This window comes from Sorangium sp. So ce1335 (assembly GCF_051521615.1).
Lineage (GTDB): Bacteria > Myxococcota_A > Polyangia > Polyangiales > Polyangiaceae > Sorangium.
Genome location: NZ_CP150363.1, coordinates 9873448 through 9895347, shown reverse-complemented (window position 1 = coordinate 9895347; position 21900 = coordinate 9873448). Strand labels below are relative to the sequence as shown.

Annotated in this window: 18 protein-coding genes and 1 pseudogene; 9 read left to right on the top strand and 10 right to left on the bottom strand. The window is 71.0% G+C overall.

The window, feature by feature from the left end; translation table 11 throughout:
• Nucleotides 1–158 precede the first annotated feature (158 nt).
• From WMF24_RS37030 to WMF24_RS37020, 3 genes are all read left to right on the top strand, one after another.
• A complete protein-coding gene (locus tag WMF24_RS37030; protein ID WP_437732168.1) occupies nucleotides 159–428 on the top strand; it encodes a hypothetical protein in 270 nt (89 codons plus the stop codon).
• Between the two features lie 534 nt (nucleotides 429–962).
• A complete protein-coding gene (locus WMF24_RS37025; protein ID WP_437732167.1) occupies nucleotides 963–2084 on the top strand; it encodes a DUF4419 domain-containing protein in 1122 nt (373 codons plus the stop codon).
• A gap of 447 nt (nucleotides 2085–2531) precedes the next feature.
• On the top strand, nucleotides 2532–4289 hold the full coding sequence (locus tag WMF24_RS37020) for a hypothetical protein (protein ID WP_437732166.1): 1758 nt from the start codon (nucleotides 2532–2534) through the stop codon (nucleotides 4287–4289).
• Between the two features lie 34 nt (nucleotides 4290–4323).
• Here the strand turns inward: WMF24_RS37020 and WMF24_RS37015 are convergent, their stop codons facing one another.
• Nucleotides 4324–4881 carry a hypothetical protein gene (locus WMF24_RS37015; protein ID WP_437732165.1) on the bottom strand — a complete coding sequence of 186 codons (558 nt, stop codon included), beginning with the start codon at nucleotides 4879–4881 and terminating at the stop codon, nucleotides 4324–4326.
• 298 nt (nucleotides 4882–5179) lie between these two features.
• Between WMF24_RS37015 and WMF24_RS37010 the strand changes: the two genes are divergently transcribed.
• The gene (locus WMF24_RS37010) at nucleotides 5180–7657 is read left to right on the top strand and encodes a hybrid sensor histidine kinase/response regulator (RefSeq protein WP_437732164.1); all 2478 of its coding nucleotides are present in this window, start codon (nucleotides 5180–5182) and stop codon (nucleotides 7655–7657) included.
• 12 nt (nucleotides 7658–7669) lie between these two features.
• Here the strand turns inward: WMF24_RS37010 and WMF24_RS37005 are convergent, their stop codons facing one another.
• On the bottom strand, nucleotides 7670–8809 hold the full coding sequence (locus tag WMF24_RS37005) for a BON domain-containing protein (RefSeq protein WP_437732163.1): 1140 nt from the start codon (nucleotides 8807–8809) through the stop codon (nucleotides 7670–7672).
• A gap of 719 nt (nucleotides 8810–9528) precedes the next feature.
• On the opposite strand from WMF24_RS37005, the gene WMF24_RS37000 reads away from it, so the two are divergent.
• A complete protein-coding gene (locus WMF24_RS37000) occupies nucleotides 9529–10332 on the top strand; it encodes an SRPBCC family protein (protein WP_437732162.1) in 804 nt (267 codons plus the stop codon).
• Between the two features lie 24 nt (nucleotides 10333–10356).
• On the opposite strand, the gene argF is transcribed toward WMF24_RS37000, so the two are convergent.
• The 3 genes from argF to WMF24_RS36985 form a co-directional block, all read right to left on the bottom strand.
• Nucleotides 10357–11286 carry an ornithine carbamoyltransferase gene (gene argF, locus WMF24_RS36995; RefSeq protein ID WP_437732161.1) on the bottom strand — a complete coding sequence of 310 codons (930 nt, stop codon included), beginning with the start codon at nucleotides 11284–11286 and terminating at the stop codon, nucleotides 10357–10359.
• A gap of 203 nt (nucleotides 11287–11489) precedes the next feature.
• Nucleotides 11490–12509 carry an RNA 3'-terminal phosphate cyclase gene (gene rtcA, locus WMF24_RS36990; RefSeq protein ID WP_437732160.1) on the bottom strand — a complete coding sequence of 340 codons (1020 nt, stop codon included), beginning with the start codon at nucleotides 12507–12509 and terminating at the stop codon, nucleotides 11490–11492.
• Between the two features lie 105 nt (nucleotides 12510–12614).
• Nucleotides 12615–13841 (bottom strand): RtcB family protein, encoded by a 1227-nt coding sequence (locus WMF24_RS36985; protein ID WP_437732159.1) that lies wholly within the window; start codon nucleotides 13839–13841, stop codon nucleotides 12615–12617.
• 200 nt (nucleotides 13842–14041) lie between these two features.
• Between WMF24_RS36985 and rtcR the strand changes: the two genes are divergently transcribed.
• Together rtcR and WMF24_RS36975 are read left to right on the top strand one after the other, a co-directional pair.
• Complete coding sequence (gene rtcR / locus WMF24_RS36980; protein ID WP_437732158.1) at nucleotides 14042–15691, top strand: RNA repair transcriptional activator RtcR; 1650 nt, start codon at nucleotides 14042–14044, stop codon at nucleotides 15689–15691.
• Nucleotides 15692–15921: 230 nt separating this feature from the next.
• Nucleotides 15922–15996: pseudogene (locus WMF24_RS36975) on the top strand (IS66 family insertion sequence element accessory protein TnpA); the annotation flags it as partial.
• A gap of 29 nt (nucleotides 15997–16025) precedes the next feature.
• On the opposite strand, the gene WMF24_RS36970 reads toward WMF24_RS36975, so the two are convergent.
• The 4 genes from WMF24_RS36970 to WMF24_RS36955 all read right to left on the bottom strand — a co-directional run bounded on the left by WMF24_RS36970 (nucleotide 16026) and on the right by WMF24_RS36955 (nucleotide 18981).
• On the bottom strand, nucleotides 16026–16475 hold the full coding sequence (locus tag WMF24_RS36970; RefSeq protein ID WP_437732157.1) for a hypothetical protein: 450 nt from the start codon (nucleotides 16473–16475) through the stop codon (nucleotides 16026–16028).
• A gap of 64 nt (nucleotides 16476–16539) precedes the next feature.
• On the bottom strand, nucleotides 16540–17199 hold the full coding sequence (locus WMF24_RS36965; protein WP_437732156.1) for an IS4 family transposase: 660 nt from the start codon (nucleotides 17197–17199) through the stop codon (nucleotides 16540–16542).
• A 262-nt stretch (nucleotides 17200–17461) separates the two neighbouring features.
• Entirely contained in the window at nucleotides 17462–18220 is a 759-nt protein-coding gene (locus WMF24_RS36960) for a hypothetical protein (protein WP_437732155.1), read from the bottom strand.
• A gap of 488 nt (nucleotides 18221–18708) precedes the next feature.
• Nucleotides 18709–18981 carry a hypothetical protein gene (locus WMF24_RS36955; protein WP_437732154.1) on the bottom strand — a complete coding sequence of 91 codons (273 nt, stop codon included), beginning with the start codon at nucleotides 18979–18981 and terminating at the stop codon, nucleotides 18709–18711.
• Between the two features lie 531 nt (nucleotides 18982–19512).
• Here WMF24_RS36955 and WMF24_RS36950 point away from each other — a divergent pair.
• Nucleotides 19513–19830, top strand: a complete 318-nt coding sequence (locus WMF24_RS36950; protein ID WP_437732153.1) for a hypothetical protein — start codon at nucleotides 19513–19515, stop codon at nucleotides 19828–19830.
• 107 nt (nucleotides 19831–19937) lie between these two features.
• Nucleotides 19938–20189 carry a hypothetical protein gene (locus WMF24_RS36945; RefSeq protein WP_437732152.1) on the top strand — a complete coding sequence of 84 codons (252 nt, stop codon included), beginning with the start codon at nucleotides 19938–19940 and terminating at the stop codon, nucleotides 20187–20189.
• Here the strand turns inward: WMF24_RS36945 and WMF24_RS36940 are convergent.
• A complete protein-coding gene (locus tag WMF24_RS36940; protein WP_437732151.1) occupies nucleotides 20168–21757 on the bottom strand; it encodes a tannase/feruloyl esterase family alpha/beta hydrolase in 1590 nt (529 codons plus the stop codon). The two genes, WMF24_RS36945 and WMF24_RS36940, sit on opposite strands and share 22 nt — an antisense overlap.
• Between the last annotated feature and the right edge of the window lie 143 nt (nucleotides 21758–21900).

The window sequence follows — 21900 nt, the reverse complement described above, 5'->3', positions numbered from 1 at the left end:
GCGTCCCGCTCTGGCGCGCGGGGAGGTCAACCGGAGAGACCGTCGGCCTGGGCGCTGCGGTGGGCGAGCCAGGTAGATTGGCCGGCGCTCGGCCTACATTGGCGCCATGGTTGCCGGTCGTCGTGCTCCCGGAATGACTCCCTGACGGCGCGGTCGTCGTGCTCGTCGAGCCGGTCGAGCTCGTGTTGCCGATGTTCTTCCGTGTGACGGGATCCCAGCTGGAGAAGGCGCCCGGCTTCGGGGTCGGGCTCTGGGGCGCGGCCTGGTTCACGGCGTTCGGCGCGGTCGTGCTGCTGGACGGGAGGCTGGCGTCGGACGCGGGATGCGCGAAATTGCCCGCGCTCTTCACCTGGGCGCGCAGATCCGAGCGAATCGATCTGGCCGGCGACGTCGAACGGCTCCGTGAGGACCTCATGAGCCATGATTGACGCGAAAATCATGCGTTGCCAAGCGCCTCGGCCCCGCGCCTCGCGGCGGGATATCCCGCGCCATGCCATCCTGCTCCGCCCGCTGCGCATCGCTTCGGAGCTCCCTGCGGATCGGGCCGTGCCACGCGCCTCGGATCCGCAACGGCTCGCCCCATTGCGGCGCTCGCCCGTCGAGACGCCGCCGCGAATCCGGGCATGCGTTCAGGGCGACGTGGCGACAGGCGCTGCGATGGCGATCAGCCCGCGGAGCAGGTGATCTATCTCGCGAGTGCACGCGCCGGCGCGCCCGTCGTGCTGTAATATTGTTGTGTGGGTGAATTGTTGCCCCCCATCACGCGCCGGGCGCATGCCGTGCGTCGGCGCGCTCGGCGCGGCAGGTGTCGGCGCGGTGACCGGCGCGAATCCAGGGTTGAGCCGGCTCGCTTTGCGCCCGCCGCCGAGGCGAGTTGTCTCGCGCGGCGCTCTTGTGTACGAGGTTGAAGCGGCAGCGCTGGCCCATGAAGCCGTCGCGCAGGGCCAGGAGAGCGAGGATCCATGAGCATCACGACCATCGCCGTCACCGACCTCGAGCCTGCGACGGCGCCGCTGCCCGCGTTCGACGAGGAATCGTCGGTGCAGAGCTTGCTCGTCTCCTCTGTCGAGGCGGCCTACCGCCATCGCCTGCCCCTCGTCGGACGCACCGATGTGCACCCGCTCGTCCAGGCGGCAACCATGGCCTTCACCCAGCGGTATCCCCTCGTCCTCTCGCCCGACGTGATCTGGTTCTGCCTGGCCCGGGGGTTCACGCTCCACGTCGCCGCGAGCGAGGAGCAACGGCGCCAGATCCTCCTCGAGGACGGCGACTTCGAGCTGACGATCGATCGGCCGGATTTCACGCTGGGTGAGGTGAACCCGTGGCCCGTCGCGTTCTCGGACTTCTCCGCCCAGGTCGCCGCGCGGGTCGGCAAGCTGCGGGAGCTCGTGACAGCCGGCTTCTCGACGACGGGACCCGTCGAGCGCGTGGCGTCGGAGCTCACGGTGATGACGCCGTTCGTGCCGCACCACGAGTGGCAGCCGCCCTTCCCCGCGGACATGAGCTTTCCGAACCCCGGAATCCCGCGCATCTACCTGCTCGGCACGGCGGACGACTGGCGCTGGGTGCGCCACCGCGCGGCGGCGTTCGGCCCCTTCGGGGCGGAGCGCTGGACTCACGCTCTCCTGCCGGCGCTCGACCAGATCGTCGCGTCGGCGGAGGGCCGTCCGGACCCGGCGTTCTGGCGCGCCTTCTTCCGGTACGAGAACGCCGCGGACGAGCTCACCGGGTGGATCCACGTGCTCTTCCCGTACCTGCGCGCCTGGCCCGCCGACCATTTCATTCCGAATGCGTACCTCGACGGCTGGCTCGATCGCTGGAAGGCCGCGGAGACCCGGCGCAACCCGCTCTCCGCGCTGGCGAAGCCGGAGGGGCCGGGGCTCGCTCGGCTCCCGCCCGGGCTGACCAGCGCGCCCTTGCGCTTCACCGACGCGCAGCGCCGGGAGCACGCCCTGGAGTTCATCAGCGGCCTCATCGGCGTCACGCAGGACCAGCACTCGCTCGCGCTCATCCCGGAGTTCGTGTGGGCGATCGTTCACGGGGAGCCCGGACCCGCGGCCGAGCAGCCCGCCGAGGCGCGCTGACGGGAGCGCGCCTCGAGCGGCAGAGCTGCCCGGACCGCAGCGCGACCCCCGCGCCACCGCCCGCGACAAAGATCTCCCGGTCCCTGCACCCGGGATCTTCCACCGTGCGCGCCGCGATCGGCGCGATCGCCTGCGCGTCGATCACATCCGCTTCAGCGGCCGCGCCCCTCGCCGCGGGTCGAACCCCGCCTCGGCCAGCCAGGCCCGCGACCCGAGGAGCACACGGCGCCGCAGATTCCGGCGCGCGAGGCCAGCGCGCGCCGCCGTCCCGAGGGCGGCGTCGAGCCCCCCGCGAGGGTCGCGGCAACGCCACGTACGCTGGTGACAGCGTGCGTCAAAACAGGCGCGCGCGACGACGCGCAGACAACCGTGCTGCACAATTATGGTGGTGCGGAGCGCTGGAATCTTATACACCGTGAGCTCTCCAGCAGGTGTAGAGTGGCGAGCATGCCGCAAACGCCTCTCTTCATCATGTCTCGCCGCCGCGCGACGCGAGCCGCGCTCTCGATGTTCCTTTCCCTCGCGCCGCTCGCGGGGGCCGCGCCCGTCAGCGCTGCGGTCGAGCAGCTCGACGGCACGCGGCTGCCCACGCCGGTGAGAGAGGCCGAGATCGGCCTTGTGACGGGCCGGGGCTTCCCCGCGAACGCCGTCACGCTCCAGGGGCTCTTCATGTACCGGGGCGAGGACATCGATCCCGTGGCGGACGCGAGCACCGAGCCAGGCGTCTTCTCGCCGCTCTGCGGGTTCACGGGAGAGCTCGTGCTGCGCGGGGGCGGGTGCAAGGTCGCGTTCGGCTGGTACAACGCGACGGCGAGCGGCACGCGCCCGCCGGACAACCAGATCTACGAGCTGATCCCCGACGACCCGTCGGAGGCGTTCCAGTGCGAGGACAACGACTTCTGCCCGCTGGCCACGATGATGACCACGCAGGCGGGGCAGCACGACTGGACGCCGCGGCAGTTCTCGGCGGAGGACATCCGCAACGACTCGCGGTACGAGGGCGGCCTCGTCGGCTTCGCGCTGATCGGCCAGCAGGGGACCTACTGTACCCAGACGAAGTTCTCGCAGCGCGAGCTGAACACCGTCTGCACGAACTGCACGCCGAACGAGCCGTGGGTGACGACGCTCATCTACACGTCGACGGCCAGCCCCGACGCGTTCTATGTCGCCTTCGAGGACCTCCCCGTGACCCCGACGAGCTGGAAGGGGAGCCAGGGCGGGTACGAGAACGACGGCGATTTCAACGACTTCGTCTACTACATCACGGGCGTGACCTGTCAGGGCGGCGGGCAGGTCTGTGACACGGGCGAGGTCGGCGCCTGCGCCGTGGGCAGGACGGGCTGCGCGACCGACGGCGAGACCGAGTGCCTGCCCGTCCTCAAGCCCGGCGAGCAGAGCGAGCGCTGCGACAACATCGACAACGACTGCAACGGCGAGGTCGACGACGGCGAGGGGCTCTGCGAGGACGGCCTCGTGTGCAACCGCGGGGCGTGCGTGCCGTACTGCGGGCGCGGCGAGGTCGTCTGCGATCTCGGCCTCGTCTGCGAGGACGGCCTGTGCGTGGAGCAGGCGTGCGTGGGCGTCGTGTGCGAGGGCGGGCAGGTCTGCGTCGGCGGCACCTGCGTGGGCGGGTGCGACGGCGTCGTCTGCCCCACGAACCAGGAGTGCCAGCTCGGGCGGTGCGTGGATCTCTGCGCCAGCCTGGACTGCGGGGAGGGCACGGTGTGCGAGCGCGGCATCTGCCAGTCGAACTGCGGTTGCCGCACCTGCCCCGACGGCAAGACGTGCGGGGCCGACGGCCGCTGCGTCGATGCCGGCTGCGACGGCGTGACCTGCCCTGCCGGGCAGCTCTGCGTCGGCGGGAGCTGCGCCGACGCGTGCGCGGGCGTCGTCTGCCCGGGCGGCGCCCCGTGCATGGCAGGGGTCTGCGGGGAGCCGCCGGTGCACGGCGGCGCCACGGCGACGACCGGCGGACAGGACGGAGGCGGCCTGTTCCTCGATGAGCCGCCGCCGGATCTGACGAGCTCCGTCGGCGCGGGCGCCGCGGGCAGCGGCGGGAACGGCGGTGGCGCGGGCAAGCCCGACTCGTCCTGCGCGTGCCGCGCCGGCGCGACGTCGGAAGGCTCGCCGGCGAGGCTCGGCGTGCTCGGCCTCGGCCTGCTGCTGCTCGCCGGCCGCAGGCGCCGCGCGCGCGCTGCGCTGTAGTCCTCCCCCAGCCGCAGCCCGCCGCGCGCCCGCGTCACCACGCGGAGCGCGCCGCCATCGCGGCCACGAGGCCCGCCACGACCGCCGCGAGGAACCACGCGAGCTGCGCGCCGGGCGGCTCGCGCGCCGCGGCCCCGGGCAGCGGGAACACGACCGACCGCACCCGCCGCGCCTCCGCGTCGACGAGGAGCACCCCGTCGACGTCGAACGCGAGCCGGTACTCGAGGAGCTGCCGCCGCGTCGCGGGCGTATCGATGCGCGGCGCGAGCCGGCCTGTCTTCACCTCGGCGACATACCGCCTGCGGCCGTACGCCACGAGGTAGTCGGCGCGGAGCCCGACCGTCATCGGCTCGCCGTCGATCTGCACCCCGTAGGAGACCGCGACCTGTCGCCCGAGGATCGTGTACCCGAGCTCCCGGAGGAGCGCCTCGGCCCGCGCCTCCCCGGCGGCGCCCTGCTCCCGGATCCGCTCGATCCGGCGCCGCTGCCGGGCGCTCCGCCACGCGAGCCGGAGCGTCTGGACGACCCCGAAGAAGAGCGCCGCGCCGGCCACGGCCAGGAGAAGCTCGGGCGGTGCGTCGCGGAAATCCACGCATCGCGTGTTTGCGCAAGTTTCCGGAGACCGGGCCAAGTTTTCTGCATCGTTGTGCGCCGTCATGGCCGCGGCGCGGCTGGCGGGCATGTCCACGGGCGTTAGGACAACGAGGAGAGCTCCGGATCAGGCGTCCTTGCGCGCTCTCTCTGCGGGGCGGCGGTGCCGCGCCTGCGACGCGCTCGGCTGCCCCGGTCGAGGATCCTCCTCGTGGTTCGCGAGCAATCCCTCATCCCGTGCCGAGGCTGGTCGGTTTGTGTTTGATCCCGAAAGGCGACGTTTCCGGCAGGTCCGCGCGTTGACCGAGGCCAGCCGCGCGCTCGCGCGGGCGTGCTCCGCCGGGGCGATCCACGAGATCGCCCTCTCCGCGGCGAGGGAGCTGACCGGCGCGAGCAGGGCCGTGCTGCTCCTGAACGACGAGCAGGGACGGCCGGTCGTGCGGTCGGCGCTGGGCATCGACCCGGCGCTGCTCGCCGAGCTGCGGGACGCCCCTCAGGCGAGCTTCGACGAGGGGGTGGCGCGCGCGCTGCACGGGGCGGTCCGCGTCGTCTCCGCGCCGTTGATCGAGGAGGAGCGCGCCACCGGCGTCCTCGCGGTCCCGCGCGCGACCGAGGGCGCCGACGACGAGGCCTGGCTGCTGCCGGCGCTCGCAGACCAGGCGGCCGTCGCGCTGGCGGCCGCGCGCCGCGCGGCGCCCCAGGAGGCCGCGGGGCAAGAGGCGGCATTGCAGCGCGACGCTGGAGCAGAGGGCGCGCGGGGCAGCGCCGAGGAGCGGGCGGCGCGCCTGGAGGCCGACGTGGAGCGCGGGCGCTACCGCCTCCTCGCGCGGGCCACGAAGGAATCGATCTGGGACTGGGACATCCGGGCCGACCAAGTCGAGCGCAACGAGACCTTTTGCGAGCTGTTCCGCTACGCGCCCGAGCAGACGGATCCTTCCGGCTGGTGGTGGCTCGGGCGCATCGTCCCCGAGGATCGCGACCGCGTGGCGCGCGGCATCGAGCAGGTCCTCCACGGCGAGGGCGACAGCTGGTCCGCGCAGTACCGCGTGTACCGCGGCGACGGGTCGATCGCCCGCGTGCTCGATCGCGGCTACGTGCTCCGCGACGCTGCCGGCAAGGCGATCCGCATGGTCGGCTCGACGGTCGACCTGAGCGAGCGATTCCGGATGGAGACCGCGCTCCGCGACCGGGAGGATCGGCTCCGGCTCGCCACGTGGGCGGCGGACGTCGGCACGTGGAGCATCGACCTGGAGACGTGGCACGACACGAGGGACGCGAGCCTGAACCGCATCCTGGGCCTGGAAGAGCGCGAGACGACGCAGCCCATGCAGGACTGGATGAGCCGCGTCCACCCGGACGACCTCGGCGCCGTGCTCGCCATGACCGAGCGGTGCATCCGCGAGCGCTGCGTGTACGACATCGTCCACCGCATCGTCCGCGCCGACGGGGCGGTCCGGTGGGTGCACGACCGCGGGCGCATCGTGCACGACGAGCTGCGCTCCACGAGCTTGCTGACGGGCGCCGTCGTCGACATCACCGGGCTGAAGCACCTCGAGGCGGAGCGCGCCGATCTGCTCCGCCGCGAGCAGCAGGCGCTCGCCCAGTCGGAGAAGGACCGCCTGCGGGCCGAGGACGCGAACCGCATGAAGGACGAGTTCCTCGCGACGGTCTCGCACGAGCTGCGGACGCCGCTCACCGCGATCCTCGGCTGGGCGCGGCTGATCAAGGAGAAGGACCTCGGCCCGGATCGCGTCAAGCAGGGGATCGCGTCGATCGAGCGAAACGCCCACGCGCAGGCGCAGATCGTCGAGGACATCCTCACGGTCTCGCGCATCATCACGGGCAAGCTGCGCCTGAACACGGTCGCCGTGGATCTCGCCGCCGTCATCGGGGCCGCCGTGGACACCCTCGCGCCGACGGCGAGGGCGAAGGAGATCGAGATCTGCGTCGAGCTCAGCGGCGAGCTGGGCCGCCTGAGCGGCGATCCGGATCGCCTCCAGCAGGTGATGTGGAATCTGCTCTCGAACGCGGTGAAGTTCACGCCGAAGCGCGGCCGGGTCGCGGTGCGCGCCGCGCGGGGCGACGCGCAGGTCGAGATCGCGGTCACGGACAACGGGAAGGGCATCGACGGCGCGTTTCTGCCGTATGTCTTCGACCGCTTCCGTCAGGGCGACTCGTCGCCGACGAGGGCGCACGGCGGGCTCGGGCTGGGCCTCGCGATCGTGCGCCACCTGGTCGAGCTGCACGGGGGCACGGTGGAGGCGGAGAGCCCGGGCGAGGGGCGCGGCGCCACGTTCACGGTGACGCTCCCCGTGCAGACGGCGTCCAGCAGCGCCCGCGCGGGCCCGCCGCAGGGGCCGCGGCCTCTCGAGCTCGCGGACGAGGGGGCGACGCCGCTGAGCGGGCTGCACGTGCTGCTCGTCGAGGACGAGCCGGACGCGCGGGAGCTGATCGCGTTCGTGCTGCAGGAGACGGGCGCGGAGGTCACGACGGCCGGCTCCACGGGGGAGGCCATGAGCGTCCTTTCGCGGCTGAGGCCCGACGTGCTCGTCAGCGACATCGGCATGCCGGGGGAGAGCGGCTACTCGCTGATCCAGCAGGTGCGCGCGACGGGGAGGGACGAGATCCGGGGGATCCCCGCCGTGGCGCTGACCGCCTATGCCCGGATCGAGGATCGGAGGCGGGCGCTCATGGCGGGCTTTCAGAAGCACGTCCCGAAGCCGATCGACCCGTCCGGCCTGGTGAAGGTGATCGCCGATCTCGCGGGCCGGCCGTGAGCCGGCGGGGGCTCAGCGGTGGGCGACGTCGTTCGCCATCGGGCGAGGCGCGCCGTGCTGCGCGCCCGTCGAGGCGGTCGCGCCGGTGGTCGCGGTCGAGCCGGTCGTCGTGGTCGTCGTCTCGCTCGGCCGCTTGACGCGGATCTGGTTGTGGACGTCCTCGACGCCGCGGACGTTCTCGGCGAGCTGCTCGATGAGGCGCCGGTGGTGGCGCTCGTCGACGGTGCCTTCCAGCGTCACCTCGCCGTTCTGCACGCGGACGGTCACCTCGCTGACGTCGATGTCGTCGCGGTCCGAGAGCATCTCGCACACGTCCTCGCGGATGCGGTCATCGGAGCGCTTGTAGCCCTTGGGCCCGCGGCCGAACGCGCTGCGCACGCGCTCTCCGAGGGTGTTCAGCGCGCCGCTGACGTTCTGCATCGCGGAGCGGCCCGCGTCGCGGACGGTGCGGACGAACTCGTGGCCCTCGCCGCGGTCCTGTTCGCGTCCCCAGCCGCGGCCCTCGTTCCGGCCGAGGTAGTGGCCGGGGAAGTCGCGGTTGTAGTCGCCGCCGAAGCTGCGGTTGTAGTCTCCGCGGAAGTCGCGGTTGTAGTCGCCGCCGAAGCTGCGGTTGTAATCGCCGCGGTACTCGCGGTTGTAGTCTCCGCGGAGGCTGCGGTTGTAGTCTCCGCGATAGTCGCGGTTATAGTCTCCGCTGAAGCTGCGATTGTCTCCGAAGCTGCGGTTGTAGTCGCTGCCGAAGCTGCGGTTGTAGTCTCCGCGATAGTCGCGGTTGTAGTCGCCGCCGAAGCTGCGGTTGTAGTCGCCGCCGAAGCTGCGGTTGTAATCGCCGCGGTACTCGCGGTTGTAGTCTCCGCGGAAGTCGCGGTTGTAGTCGCGATCGAAGCCGCGGTCGCTCCCGGCAAAGCGGCCCTGGTCGAACGTGCGCTCACCGCCGTAGCCGCGCTGCGTCGTGACCGCGTGGTCACGGTCCTGGTCGTGGCCCGACGTGCGCTGCTGCTCGCGGTTCCAGCTCCGCTCGGGGAGGTTGCTCCGGGACTGCCCGTAGCGCTCGTCCCAGCCGCCGCCTTGTGCCTGGCGTTCGTCCCAGCCGCGCTCGTCGCGTCCGTACTCCGTGTCCCTGTCAAAGTCCCTGTCAAACCGATTTCGCATGGTGGTAACTCCTTCGTCTCGCTGTGAAACAACGTCCCGTGTGTCTCGACCACGCGTCGCGGAGCTGCGCGTCAACGACCGACGCCCAGCTCGCGTCCGGCGCATCGTGTGGGGTCATGACAGTGCGTCTCGGGGCTCCGACTCGCAATCAGGGAGAGCCCTCCGTCGCTCCCCGGGCGATCCCGAAACGAGAGCTCGTGCTCTCGAGGCGGCGATGATTTCGCCAGTGTTCTCGCGCAGATCTCGCCAGCGCGCGCCATCTCACGCCCCGGCGCCGGAGGGCGCGTGCATCATGAACGAGCGGCCCTGGTATGCTTTCGAACAGGCGCCGGCCTCTCATGTTCCCGGCTACCCGGCCGTAGCAGCTCCGGAATAGCTCCGGAGCTGCTCCGGAGCAGCGAGCGAAGCCAACAGCGCACCATGGATGAGCCTGGTGTCGACCCGTCGTGTCGGTCCGCTCACCGCTTTCCCTCCATGGCCCTGTCATGCCGTCGTCGGCCTGCTGTGCTCCATCGCCGCCCGGCGCCGCAAGAGCTCGTCCGCTGACGTGTCGCCGACATACGGCACACCCTGACTGGCCATTCCGCGCATGCCCGGGTGATGGCCGCGATGAGGCGGCCTAGGTTCCTGCGTATCGAGCGTTCAGGGGATCGATGAAGCAGCAGGAGATACGACAAGCTCGGTCCTGGTGAACGGGAGAGGTGAGGGAGGAGGGCGCCATGGATGTCTCGGGCAACCCGGTGCGATCGATGATTCGAGCCAGACCGCATGACGCTGCCCCTGCGGCGGCCATCCTGGCCACGGTGGGGGCGGGGGCGGGTCTACTGGCCGCGCTCGCTCCCGGCCTGGGCCTGCGGCGTCGCGCGCTCGTGCGTGGCGGTGCGGGGCGCTGGGCGCCCCTCCTCGGGGTGCTGGCGGGCGCGCTCGGCGTGGGGCTCGCGGGGTGGGCGCTCGGGCGCCCCGATCGGCCCGGGCTGCTGCGCGGCGCGGCGGCGAGGCTGCTCCGCGGGCTCACCGGTCGCCCGCTCCAGCGCCTCCTCGGCGAGGGCGCCGGGCGGCGGACGCGGCGGACCGTCGACTTCCACAGGACCTTCACGGTGCGCGCGCCCATCGAGGAGGTGTTCTCGTCGTTCATCGACTTCGAGAGCTTCCCCCGGTTCATGCCTCACCTGCGCGACGTGGACCTGCGCGGCGACGGCCGCATGCGCTGGACCGCCATCGGACCGGCGGGCACCACGCTCCGCTGGGACGCCGACATCACCGAGCTCGTCCCGAACGAGGCCATTGCCTGGCGGAGCGTGCCCGGCGAGCGGATCGCGAGCGAGGGGGTCGTGCGCTTCGAGGAGACCCTCGACGGCGGCACCCGCGTCGAGATCACGATGTCCTACCGTTCGCCCGCCGGCGCGCTCGGTCGCGCCATCGCGAGGCTCCTCGGCGCCGATCCGAAGCGCGCGATGACCGAGGATCTCCAGGGTTTCAGGGCGTTCGTCGAGCAGACCGCGCGGCTCGTGGCGAGCCCATGACCCCGTGCGGCCCGCGCGGCCGCCTCAGGCCAGCTCGACGCCGAGCAGCCAGAGCATCAGCGCCTTCTGGACGTGCAGCCGGTTCTCGGCCTGGTCCCACACCCGCGAGCGCGGCCCCTCGAGCGTCTCGTCGTCGATCTCCTCGCCCCGGTGCGCCGGCAGGCAGTGGAGCACGACCGCGTGCGGCGCGGCCTTCGCCATCACGCCCGCGTTCACCGTCCAGCCGGAGAAGGCCGCGCGGCGCCGCTCCGCCTCGCCCTCCTGGCCCATGCTCGCCCACACGTCCGTGTTCACGACGTCCGCGCCCGCCGCGCCCTCGCGCAGGTCGTTCGTGAGCGTCACGTGCCCTGCCGCCCGCGCGACCTCGTCCGCGGGCGGCATGTAGCCCTCGGGCCCCGCGAGCACGAGGTGGAAGCCGAAGAGCGGCGCCGCCTCCAGCCACGAGCGCGCCATGTTGCTCGAGCAGTCGCCGATGAACGCGACGCGCCGGCCGGCGATGCCGCTCCTGTCCCCGGTCGCCGCGAGCGCCTCCTCGATCGTGAAGATGTCGCTGAGCACCTGCACCGGGTGGCCGTCGTCCGAGAGGGCGTTGATCACCGGCACGCTCGCCTCCGCCATCTCGTGCAGCCGCGCCGTCGACGACGTGCGGAACGCGATCGCGTCGCAGTACCGGGCGAGCACGCGCGCCGTGTCCCGGATCGGCTCGCCGCGCGCGAGCTGGCTGCCCTGGGTGCTGAGCACGACCGGATGGGCGCCGAGCTGCGCGATCCCGACCTCGAACGACACCCGCGTGCGCGTGCTCGCCTTCTCCAGGACGACCGCGATCGCGCGGCCGGCGAGCAGCGTGGCGCGGCGCCCCTTCGGCTCTTCCTTCAGGCGCGTCGTGAGCCTGAGCACGCGGTGCGCTTCGGCCAGCGTCATGTCCGTCATCTTGAGGTAATCGCGCTTCGCCATGGTCCCGCCTTCCGCGCCGCTCCGTCCGGGCGCACGCTCCGCGCCGCGGAGCAGCCCGCGACGCCCGAGCGCGCCGTGCGCCCGCCGTCATGTGGCACAACCGGGACGCCGCCGTCAATCCGCCTGGATCCGCCGCCGATCCGCGCGCGCCGCCGCTCTCCGATCCGCGCGCGCCGCCGCTCTCCGATTGGCGCGCGCCGCGCTCAGCGATCCACCTCGATATGCCACGCCTGCTCCGAGACCTGCTCGACCGAGGCGCGGATCCCGAGCAGGTCCCGCAGCAATTGCAGGTGGGTCGTCGTGTGCGACGACGGGCGCACCGTCCGGAACGCGCCGCGCCCCGCGAGGGCGATCGGCAAGAGGAGCTGATCGGCCAGGTGCTCGCCCACCGGCACGCCCGCCGCGAGGTAGTCGCGCGCCTCCTCGGCGGCCTTCGTCGCGACCGTCTCCGCGCGCACGCCCTTCTCGCCGAACCCGGTGAAGACCTCGGTCACGTGCTCGCTCTCGACGGCGATCGTGATCACGTTGCCCGGCCCGTGCCCGCCCGTCAGCACGCTCGGCTTGAAGCACGCCGGCTCCCACCCGAGCACCGCCGCCGCCGCCGTGAGCTCGCGCATCGCCACGGAGCTCGGGAGGTTCGACACGGTGGCCACGGCCCTCCGGCCGCGGATCTCCCCGCGCGACAGCAGCGTGAGCGGCGCGAGCGACGGCGCGGGCGCGACGGAGACCCGGGCCACCCCGCCGCCTGCCGGGTAGAAGCCGGGCTTCACGAGCGTGGCGGTGATGTCCGGCCCCATCTTGCGCACGAGCGGCAGATAGGCGAGCTCCAGGAAGTCGAACGGCGGCGCCATCGGGTTGTGCGTGCCGCCCTCGAGCGTGAGCGTCGACGGCGCGGGCGCGCGCAGCAGCGCGGGCAGGACGGTCTGGAGCACGAGCATCGTGCTCCCCGCGCTGCCGACCCGGAACGTGTGCTCGCCGGGCACGATCGCGGTCGGCCGGAACTCGATCTCCTGCGACCCGATCGCGGCGCCCGACACCTCGGCGCGTCCGACCTGCGCGGCGGCCAGCACCGAGGTGAGGTGCTGCCGCATCAGGCCCGGGCGCGCGCGGCCCTTGCGGATCGAGGTGATCCGGACCGGCGTCTGCGTGATCAGCGAGAGGCTGAGCGTCGTGCGGAGGATCTGGCCCCCTCCCTCTCCGACGGATCCATCGATGGTCAGCATGGCAGTCGACTCTCCCTGGATCAGCGATACCACGACAGCGGGCGTCGGCTCACCCCTTCACGCCCGCGGGCGTCGGCTCACCCCTTCACGCCCGCGGGCGGCGGCTCACCCCTTCACGCAGACGACCTGTCGCAGGGTGTGGACGATCTCGACGAGGTCCTTCTGCGCCCGCATCACGTCGTCGATCGGCTTGTAGGCGGCCGGCGTCTCGTCGATCACGTCCTCGTCCTTGCGGCACTCGACGCCGGCGGTCGCGGCCGCGTGCTCCGCGACGGTGACGCGGCGCCGCGCCTCGGTGCGCGACATCACGCGCCCCGCGCCGTGGCTCGAGCTGCAGAAGCTCTCCGGGTTGCCGAGCCCGCGGACGATGAACGAGCGCGCCCCCATGCTGCCCGGGATGATCCCGAGATCGCCCGCCCGCGCGCGCACCGCGCCCTTGCGCGTCACGAGGACGTCCTTCCCGTAGTGGTGCTCGCGCGCCACGTAGTTGTGGTGGCAGTTCACCGCCTCGACGGTCGCGTCGAACGGCGGCAGCTCGCCCGACGCGCGGAGCGCCTGCACCACCTGCGCCATCATCAGCTCCCGGTTGACCGCCGCGAAGTCCTGCGCCCACGACACGGCCTGCATGTAGTCGTGGAAGTGCTTCGTCCCGTCGGGCAGGTACGCGAGGTTCTCGTCGGGCAGGTTGACGAAGAAGCGCCGCATCTCCTGCTTCGCGAGCTCGATGAAGTAGCTCCCGACGCGGTTGCCGACCCCGCGCGACCCGCTGTGCAGCATCACCCACACGCGGTCTTCCTCGTCGAGGCAGAGCTCGATGAAGTGGTTGCCAGTCCCGAGCGTGCCGAGGTGCTCGATGGCCGAGCCGCGCCCGAGGCGCGGGTGCTTCTCGACGATCTGCTTGTACCGCGGCTCGAGCGCGGCCCACGCGCCGGCCTGGGCCTCGGGCGGCGAGCGCCACGCGCCGCGGTCGTTCTTCCCGCCGTTGTCGGTGCGGCCGTGCGGCACGGCGGCCTCGATGGCGGTGCGGAGCCCGCGCAGCGCGTCCGGCAGATCCGCCGCGCGGAGGCTCGTGCGCGCGGCCATCATCCCGCAGCCGATGTCGACGCCCACGGCGGCCGGGATGACCGCGCCGTGCGTCGCGACGACGCTCCCCACGGTCGCGCCGATGCCCTGGTGCGCGTCGGGCATCACGGCGATCCACTTGTGGACGAACGGCAGCGACGCGAGGTTCTTGAGCTGCTTCTCCGCGCCCGGCTCGAACGGCACGCCGACCGTCCACGCCTTGATGGGCACGCCCGAGTCCGAGGGAATGACGTTGTAGCTTCGCTCCATGGCCGTTCTCCGAGGGGGTCGAGCCGTCCGGCTCGCGCGCGGCGCTCTGCCGCGCTGGGTTGCGCTGGGTTGCGCGGGGTTGCGGTTCGTTCCGGTGTGCCGGGGCGTATCGCACGGCGCGTGCCACGCGAAACCGCGGCGATCTCGGCTGGCTGGTCGCGGGTTTTATCTTGCTGTATAAAGATCCTAGAGATCCATCTATGACCCGCAAACCCACGGTGATCCTCGGCATGCTCGGCCCCACGCTGGACACCGGCAAGACGACGGAGCGCTGGTCGCGCTGGCGTCCGAGCGTGGCGCTCTGCCAGCACGAGGACCTGCTCGTCGACCGGTTCGAGCTGCTCTACCAGCGCCGCTTCGAGGCGCTGGCCGGGACGGTGATGGAGGACGTGCGGCACGTGTCGCCGGAGACGGAGATCCGCGGTCACGTCGTCGAGGTGGACGACCCGTGGGATTTCGAGGCGGTGTACGGCGCGCTGCACGATTTCGCGCGGTCGTACCCGTTCGCGCCGGAAAGGGAAGACTACCTCATCCACATCACGACGGGCACGCACGTCGCGCAGATCTGCCTCTTCCTGCTCACGGAGTCGCGCTACTTCCCCGGGCGGCTCATCCAGACGTCGCCGCCGAAGCGCGACCGGGCGGAGCTCGCGGCCGGGTCGTTCACGGTCATCGATCTCGATCTCTCGAAGTACGACCGCATCGCGTCGCGCTTCCAGAAGGAGCAACGCGAGGGGGTGTCGTTCTTGAAGAGCGGCATCGCCACGAAGAACGCGGCGTACAACAAGCTGATCGAGCGGATAGAGCACGTGGCGATCGCCTCGCGCGCGCCGATCCTGCTCATGGGCCCGACGGGCGCGGGGAAGTCGCAGCTCGCGCGGAAGATCTACGATCTGAAGAAGGGCCGCCGGCAGGTGAGCGGCGACTTCGTGGACCTGAACTGCGCCACGATCCGCGGCGACGGCGCGATGTCGGCGCTGTTCGGGCACGAGAAGGGGTCGTTCACGGGGGCGCTCAAGGACCGCCCGGGGCTCTTGCGCAAGGCGCACGAGGGGGTGCTGTTCCTCGACGAGATCGGCGAGCTCGGCGCGGACGAGCAGGCGATGCTGCTGCGGGCGATCGAGGAGAAGGCGTTTCTGCCGGTCGGGTCGGATCGGGAGGTACGTAGCGAGTTCCAGCTGCTTGCGGGCACGAACCGGGATCTGTCGCTGGAGGTCGCGGCGGGGCGCTTCCGGGAAGACCTGCTGGCGAGGATCAACCTGTGGACCTTCCGGCTGCCGGGGTTGCGCGAGCGGGTCGAGGACATCGAGCCGAACCTCGAGTACGAGCTAGAGGCCTCGGCGCGGCTGCTCGGCGTGCGGATCACGATGAGCCGCGACGCGCGCGCGCGGTTCCTGCGGTTCGCGACGTCGCGGGAGGCGGTGTGGCCGGGGAATTTCAGAGATTTCAACGCGGCGGTGACGCGGATGGCGACGCTCGCGCCGGGGGGGCGCATCGGGGTGGAGATCGTGGAGGAGGAGATAGAGCGGCTGTCCGAGGCCTGGCGGCGGGGGGCGGCGACGGGGAGCGCAGGCGCGGCGGCGGGGGAGGGGAGCGGCGGGGATGGGGAGGATGTCGTGGTCGCGGCGCTCGGAGCGCGGAGGGCCGCGGCGCTCGATCAGTTCGACCGAGCGCAACTCGCCGAGGTGCTGCGGGTGCTCAAGAGCGCGCGGTCGCTGTCGGAGGCGGGGCGCGTGCTGTTCGCGGCGTCGCGGGCGAAGAAGAAGAGCGTGAACGACGCGGACCGGCTGCGGAAGTACCTGGCGCGGTTCGACATCGACTGGAGCGCACTGGTGGGGGACGGGGGATAGGCGGGGAGGAGGGGAAGGGGGCCCGAGCTGCCCGGCCGTGGAGAGGGGGTCGTCGCGCGGGGTGGGGTGTAGATGATCTCGGCGACCCGCGGGAATTCGGTGGAGTTCACCGGTGAAATCCGCAGCCGATGCCGGTGAAGACCACGCCAGACGTAACCGCCCAGCCAACGCCATCGTGATCGTCCGTGCCGCGCCGGCTACCTGTTCCCGTCGCGACGAAGGAGGAAGCGATGGCGACGAGAGCGGAGTGGGCCGAGCGGGTCGAGCGATGGGAGCGGAGCGGGCTGAGCGCCGAGCAGTTCGGTCGGCGCGAGGGCTACAAGCCAAAACAGCTCTACTGGTGGCGCTGGAAGCTGCGGAGCTCCGTGCTTTGCGGGAACGACTCAAAATACTCACCGCCTTGCCTCGTCCTGCGGCGGCGTGCGCGCGTGATCGACATCCTGCCGTTGCTCCGCGCCCGCAAGGTTGGGCAGTAGAGCTCCGCCCGGGCCGAACGTGCGAAGGTCGGCGCCCTGCTCTCGCGCCGATCGAGCAGGTCCGTCTTCAGCTCGTCGTAGGAGAGTTCCAGCTCCCAGCGCTCGTGGTAAAGCGCGACGAGTTCCTTGGAAGAATAAGCCACCGGATCGATCAGGGAGGTCAGCAGCGTACTGGGCTGATGTCCGGGCCGATGGTAGCGGACGGCGCGCATACGCCATGTTTGCGGCAGAGAGGAGTCCTTGCGGCGCGCCTTGGAGCTGACATCCATCTCCACCAGTGCATCATCAGGACCATAGGACTCGACCACGCGCCACTTGTTGTGCGCGCAGGCGCGTGTCAACCAGTGTCGCTCGCTGCCTCTTCTTGTCAGGTCAATGAGAAATAGGGCACCAAAAAAATCCGCGGTCCACAATGGTCAGCGAGCGGTCAGGGATGCTGTCCAGCAAGGGTAACGCGTACTTCAACTCGCTGGTCGAGTATGGCCCGAAGTTGGCGGCCGCGATCTGATGAGACCTCAACACCATCAGGCAGGCCAGGCACACCTGTGGGTAGCCGCTGTTACCGCGTGAGCTGGAAGCGCCGCCGAGCTCGTCGCGGTTGTCGGGCGTGTCGGCGACACGTAGCGTGGTGCCATCGATGCCGTACAGGGACAGGCCGCGGTAACGATGCGCCTCGGCGCTGACCTTCGACCACGTCCGGGCGCTGCGCTCGAACAGCCACTGCATCGGCTCGTCGCCGAGCCGTGCGCGCGCCTGGGGAATGGCGCTGCGCGCGATCGCACCGCTGGCGCCCGGGAGCGCGAGATCCAGCTTGGTGACGACCTCCTCGATAGGACGGTCGCGCATCAGGGCCATGCCCAGCACCAGCCAGATCACCTGCTCGGCAGGCAGACGCCTGCGCCGTAGGGTAGCGGTACCCGTCGCTGCAAGCGCCTGCTCGATCCATTCGATCGGCAGGTGCTTGCAGACGTTGTCGACTTGGGCCGGGCCGATGTGGTCGGCGGCCGTGAGCAGCGCATCGCGGAGAGCCATCGATAACTTATTCCGACGACCGCACCGCTTTTACCGTTGCGCCGGTCATCCGCCGACGACGTCCGTCACTCGGGCGACGGCGTGGTCGGCCGCAACCGGCCCGGCCTTGACGGGTGCTGCCCAGCTCGCAAGGAACGCCGCGCAATCACGCGTGGCGGCATGCTCGGCGATGACACCACTGGCCGCAGAGCTGCTCGCGGAGCTGCCGAACCTGTAAATTCAAGAATTTGCAGAGGTTTTCCCTGACTGACCGGCATTGCTCCTAGCCGCGGGGATGGACGGCGACGAGCAGGTGGATGGCTGCGAGGGTCACCGCGATCGCGGGACGCAGCGCGGCAGGCGCGTCGCGAGCGATGTACGCGCGCTGCCCGCCCGGGGTGACGTCGACTGCCCCGACGATGCTGCCATCGGCCACCACGTAGTAGCCGCCAACGTTGGTCACGCGCGGGTTCTGGTACGCCCACTCGACCAGCAGGACGCGCCCGTCCTCGCTGCGCAGGAGCGCATCCCAGTCCATCGGATCGTGCCACTCCTGCTTGCGTGGCCCGAGCTTGCGTATCGTCTTCAGCCACTCGGGCTCTTGCTCTCGCGGCCAGGTGCTGTTCAGATTGACATCGAACTGCATCGCCCAGGCCCGCGCGCTGTCGTTCAGATGACATCCGAGCTGAAGGGTGCCGAGGCCCGAGCGCTCGTACCTGCCGCGGTGGTTCCAGGGGCCGCTCGGTCCGGCGCAATAGATGCTGCCCGCCGGCATGTCGGGGCCGGTCATGGTGGCGCGGAGCCGCCAGTCGCCGCCAAAGCTCCCCTCCACCGAGCTGACCTTCAGGGCAAAGCTCCCCTCGCGCTCGAAATCGATGGCGGTCACGCGGTACGGGCCGATGCGGATGTACTCGGGGGGAAAGAAGCCCCACGGCGACTCCACCGGCAGCTCTTCCGCCCGGGGGGCGAACTTGGGATCGAGCTGCATGGAGCAGCCCGCGCAGAGCCAGCCCATCAGGAGAGCGCACAGCACAGACGGCATCGCAGGACGTCGCGAGATCGGCGCCCCGCGGGGCGAGCGTTTCACCGGGAAGAATGACACGAAGACGCTCCGGGAATGTGGGTGGTGGCCGGATTTGAACATGAAGGCGGGAAGGCGGGAAGAAAAGATCAATGTTGTTCCCGCCTTCCCGCCTTGGTGTGAATCACTCCGGGGCAAATCAGGCCACCACCGGAATGTGAAGGGCGAAGGACACGCGCCGAGCACGTCCCGCAGCGACGAGCGCTCGTCGTGTGGTGGCCACCACCGGCCACCAAGCAAGCCACGTGCCTCGCGGTCCGGCGCTCGGATCGCCGGCGAAACGCGCGTGCGAGCGCGCAGCGGCAGGTCGGCGTGGCGCCGGGCGCGACCGGGCGGCTGTGACTGTCCGTTCATGGTCCGGACGAGGTGCCGCGCTCCGTGTCCCGCCGTCATGAACAGCACCCGATCCGCGAGCGCCGGCAGCGCCGCCTCGATCCACTCGTGGAGCTCTACCCCGTGCCTTCCTGCATCACGAGGTTGCAGAGCACGGCGTCGAAGTCCGCGTCCAGCCGGAGCAGGTTCACGGACACCTGCGTGAGGCGCCCCTCGGCCCCGCCGACGCGCGAGACCGGGGCGAGCTCGCGCACCACGCGCGCGCGGTGCTTCATCTGGGCATGGACGATGTTGAGCGCGCTCTCGATCACCGCGTTGACGTCCGTCGGCCCGATCGCCTCGTTCGCCTCGCTGCGCGCGAACACCCCGAGATCCCGGACGATGTGCATCACCCGCGCCGCGCCGTGGCGGGTTCCAGTACGGCGGTCCCCGGTTGGGTGAGCGACCAGGAACGTCGGTCGGCTCGCCGAGCGCGGAAAGGAAGCGGACGATGCTGCTTGGCTCGGTCACCATGGCGACGAGCTTCATCCTGCCCTTGCAGGCTGGGCACTCGAGCACATCGAGCGCAAACGTGCGGCGCAGAAGCTCGGCCCACGACCATAGCCGCCGCGCTTGCGTTTCGGATCTGGCTCATCATCCGCCTTCGCAGGCTCTTCTGGCTTCGCAGGGCGCGGTCCGATGCGCTGACGCGCCAACGTGGGCGGCTTGCCGAGGCGAGCACCCCCGCGTACTTCACCGTGTGAAAGCGCGGCGGCGGGACGCTGGCCGCGAGCCGACACAAGAGCGAGAGCGGATCCATGTCCGGTCGTGACGGAGCCGATCGAGATCGCGCTGCCTAACGGCCAGGTGGTCCGCGTTCGGCCGGGCTTCGACCCGGCCACGCTCGAGCGAGTGCTGGCGCTCGCCGCCGAGGAGACGCCATGCTGACGCTGCCGCCGTCGGTGCGCGTCTACGTGCGACTGCTCCCCTGCCGCCAACCACGCAGCAAACGGGATTGTACCGCGAACCTCGGGCTCACGCATGGTTATCGCGCCGGCCCGCAGGGCGCGCCCGATCTCTCCGGGGAGCGGGATCGGGAGGAGGAGCGTGCGCCGGCCCGTCAGCGACCGCCACACGCGCGCGAGCTTCTGGATGTCGGTGACCTCGGGGCCGGCCACGTCGATGCGCCGTCGGCGTGGCGCGCCCTCGGCGACATCGGCTATGGCGCGCGCCACCTCGACGCTCGCCACGGTCTGTAGGGGGACGCGGGGCAGCGGCAGCGCGCCCCAGCGGCTCGCCGAGCCGAGCGTCGCCGCGAGCAACCCGTGAAACTGGTCGCTCGCACGATCGTCCACGGCACGGGGCCTTGCTCCACCACGCGTTCCTGGGCGACCTTGATCTGGACGTAACTCACGTCATCACGCTCGTGCCGAGTGCGGAAGCGCATGGCGCCCGCGCGCCGTGGATCGGGACCCGGGCCGGCGGCCCCGGGCGCATCCGCCACGACGGCTGGTTCGGTTTCATCGACCGCAACGCGGGCGTGCCTGGCTCCGTGCACGGCGTCGCGGAGGCCATGCTCGCCCAGGAGCCGCGCTCTCAGGGCATCGTGCAGGTATAGCTCGCAGCGTCGCTCGCGTCGCCGCTGCCGTTGTACCGCGGATACTCCGGGTAGGTGCAGAGCGGCCGCTCGAATTGCACCGCGCCCGTCGTGTCGACCTTCGAGCTGACGAGGTTCTGGGTCGACGGCGGCCTCCCTTCCTCGACCCAGGTCTCGAGGGCGCTCAGCAGATCGACCGTATCCGCGCCGACGCCGCCGAAGCAGTGCTGCACGCCCGGCTGGAGGAAGAACTCCATGTTCTCGTCCCGCGCGGCCTCGCCGCCCACGGCGTCGGCGACGCCATTCCAGTACTCGATCGACCCCTTGTAGCTGATCGCCCAGTCGTACGTCCCGTGCACGAGGATGACCTTCCCCTCGCGGGCGAAGAACTCCGTCAGGTCGAAGGACGCGTCGACGACCTCGGCCGCCTCCTGGATCTCGGGGAGGTGAGCTTCCGGCTCGAACTGCAGCGTGTCGTAGGCCGGGTCCTTCACGATCCAGTTCCGGATGAACGACTCGGCGAAGAACATCTGCAGTGGCACTGGGAAGTCCGCCGTGTTGCCGATGAGCCAGGCCGGGAAGCCTTCTTCCTCGCCGCCGGGGCCCCAGCCGGGATAGATCGAGGTGCCGTCCTGCAGCGTGAACTCTCCATAGATCGCCTGCGCGGTCTCGAGCTGCCCCTGCGTCAAGCAGGTGTCCGCATCGCCGGCCGTGCAGAGCAAGCTCGCCGGATCGAAGGCGCACGCCTCGACGTGGCTGACCACCCCGTCGTCGACCCCGTCGAGCGCGTCGCACTCCGCGAGCACGGCGCTGGACACCGTGGCCGCCTTGGCCGTGGTGATTTGCCCCCCCGGCGTGCCCAGCTGGTCCTTCATGATGTTGTTGAAGGCCAGGGTGAGCTCGGTGAAGCTGTAGGCAGGCGCCCGCGCCACGACGCCGTCGAAATCCTCGGGCCACCGGGTCGCCTGGATCAGCGCCTCGCGCCCGCCGTTCGAGCAGCCCTCGAAGTACTTTCGCGCGGGCTGCTCGCCATAGCGCTCCTGTACCGTCGCGAGGACGGCGCCGAGGACCTTGTGGATCTGCAGGTAACCGAAATCCTGCTGCACCTCCGGGTTATTGAGGAACACCGCGCCCGTCGGATCGTCGTGCCCGCCGTTGGAGGCCACCATCACGTACTCCCCCGAGGCGTCCCGGGGCGGGCGAAAGAAGATGGGCGAGATGGCTCCGTCCCAGCCGCCTCCGCCGACATAGAGGAGCTTCTTGTTCCATTCGGTTGGCAACTCCACCTCGAACCGGAGGCTCGTGCCGATGAGGCCAGCCACCTTGCAGTGCTCGCCGACCCCGTTGGCTGCCGCGACCAGCGTGGCGCTGCTGAGCGTGGCGTCGCCGAGGGTGACGCCGGAGAGCGCGTCGCAGGCCTCCTGGGGAGTCTTCGCCGGTTGCTCGGTGCCGGGCGGAGATTGCCCGTCACCTTCGTCACCCCCGCAGGCGAGGAGCGACATCGCGAGGGCGCCGAGGAGCGCGTGGTACCCAGCGCGATGCTTGCCCTTCTTCGTGGCTGCCAGCGCAGCGCGGTGAACAGTCCTCATGGATCCTCCTGGGTGGCTCCGAGGGTGCTGAGCCAGGTGGGCGAAGGGATGGCATCTCTTGCCCACGCGAGCAAGCTGGCCCATGCCGAGATCACGGCGTCTCCACCTGGACCACCTGCGCGCGAGTCTCCGGGAGAACCCTC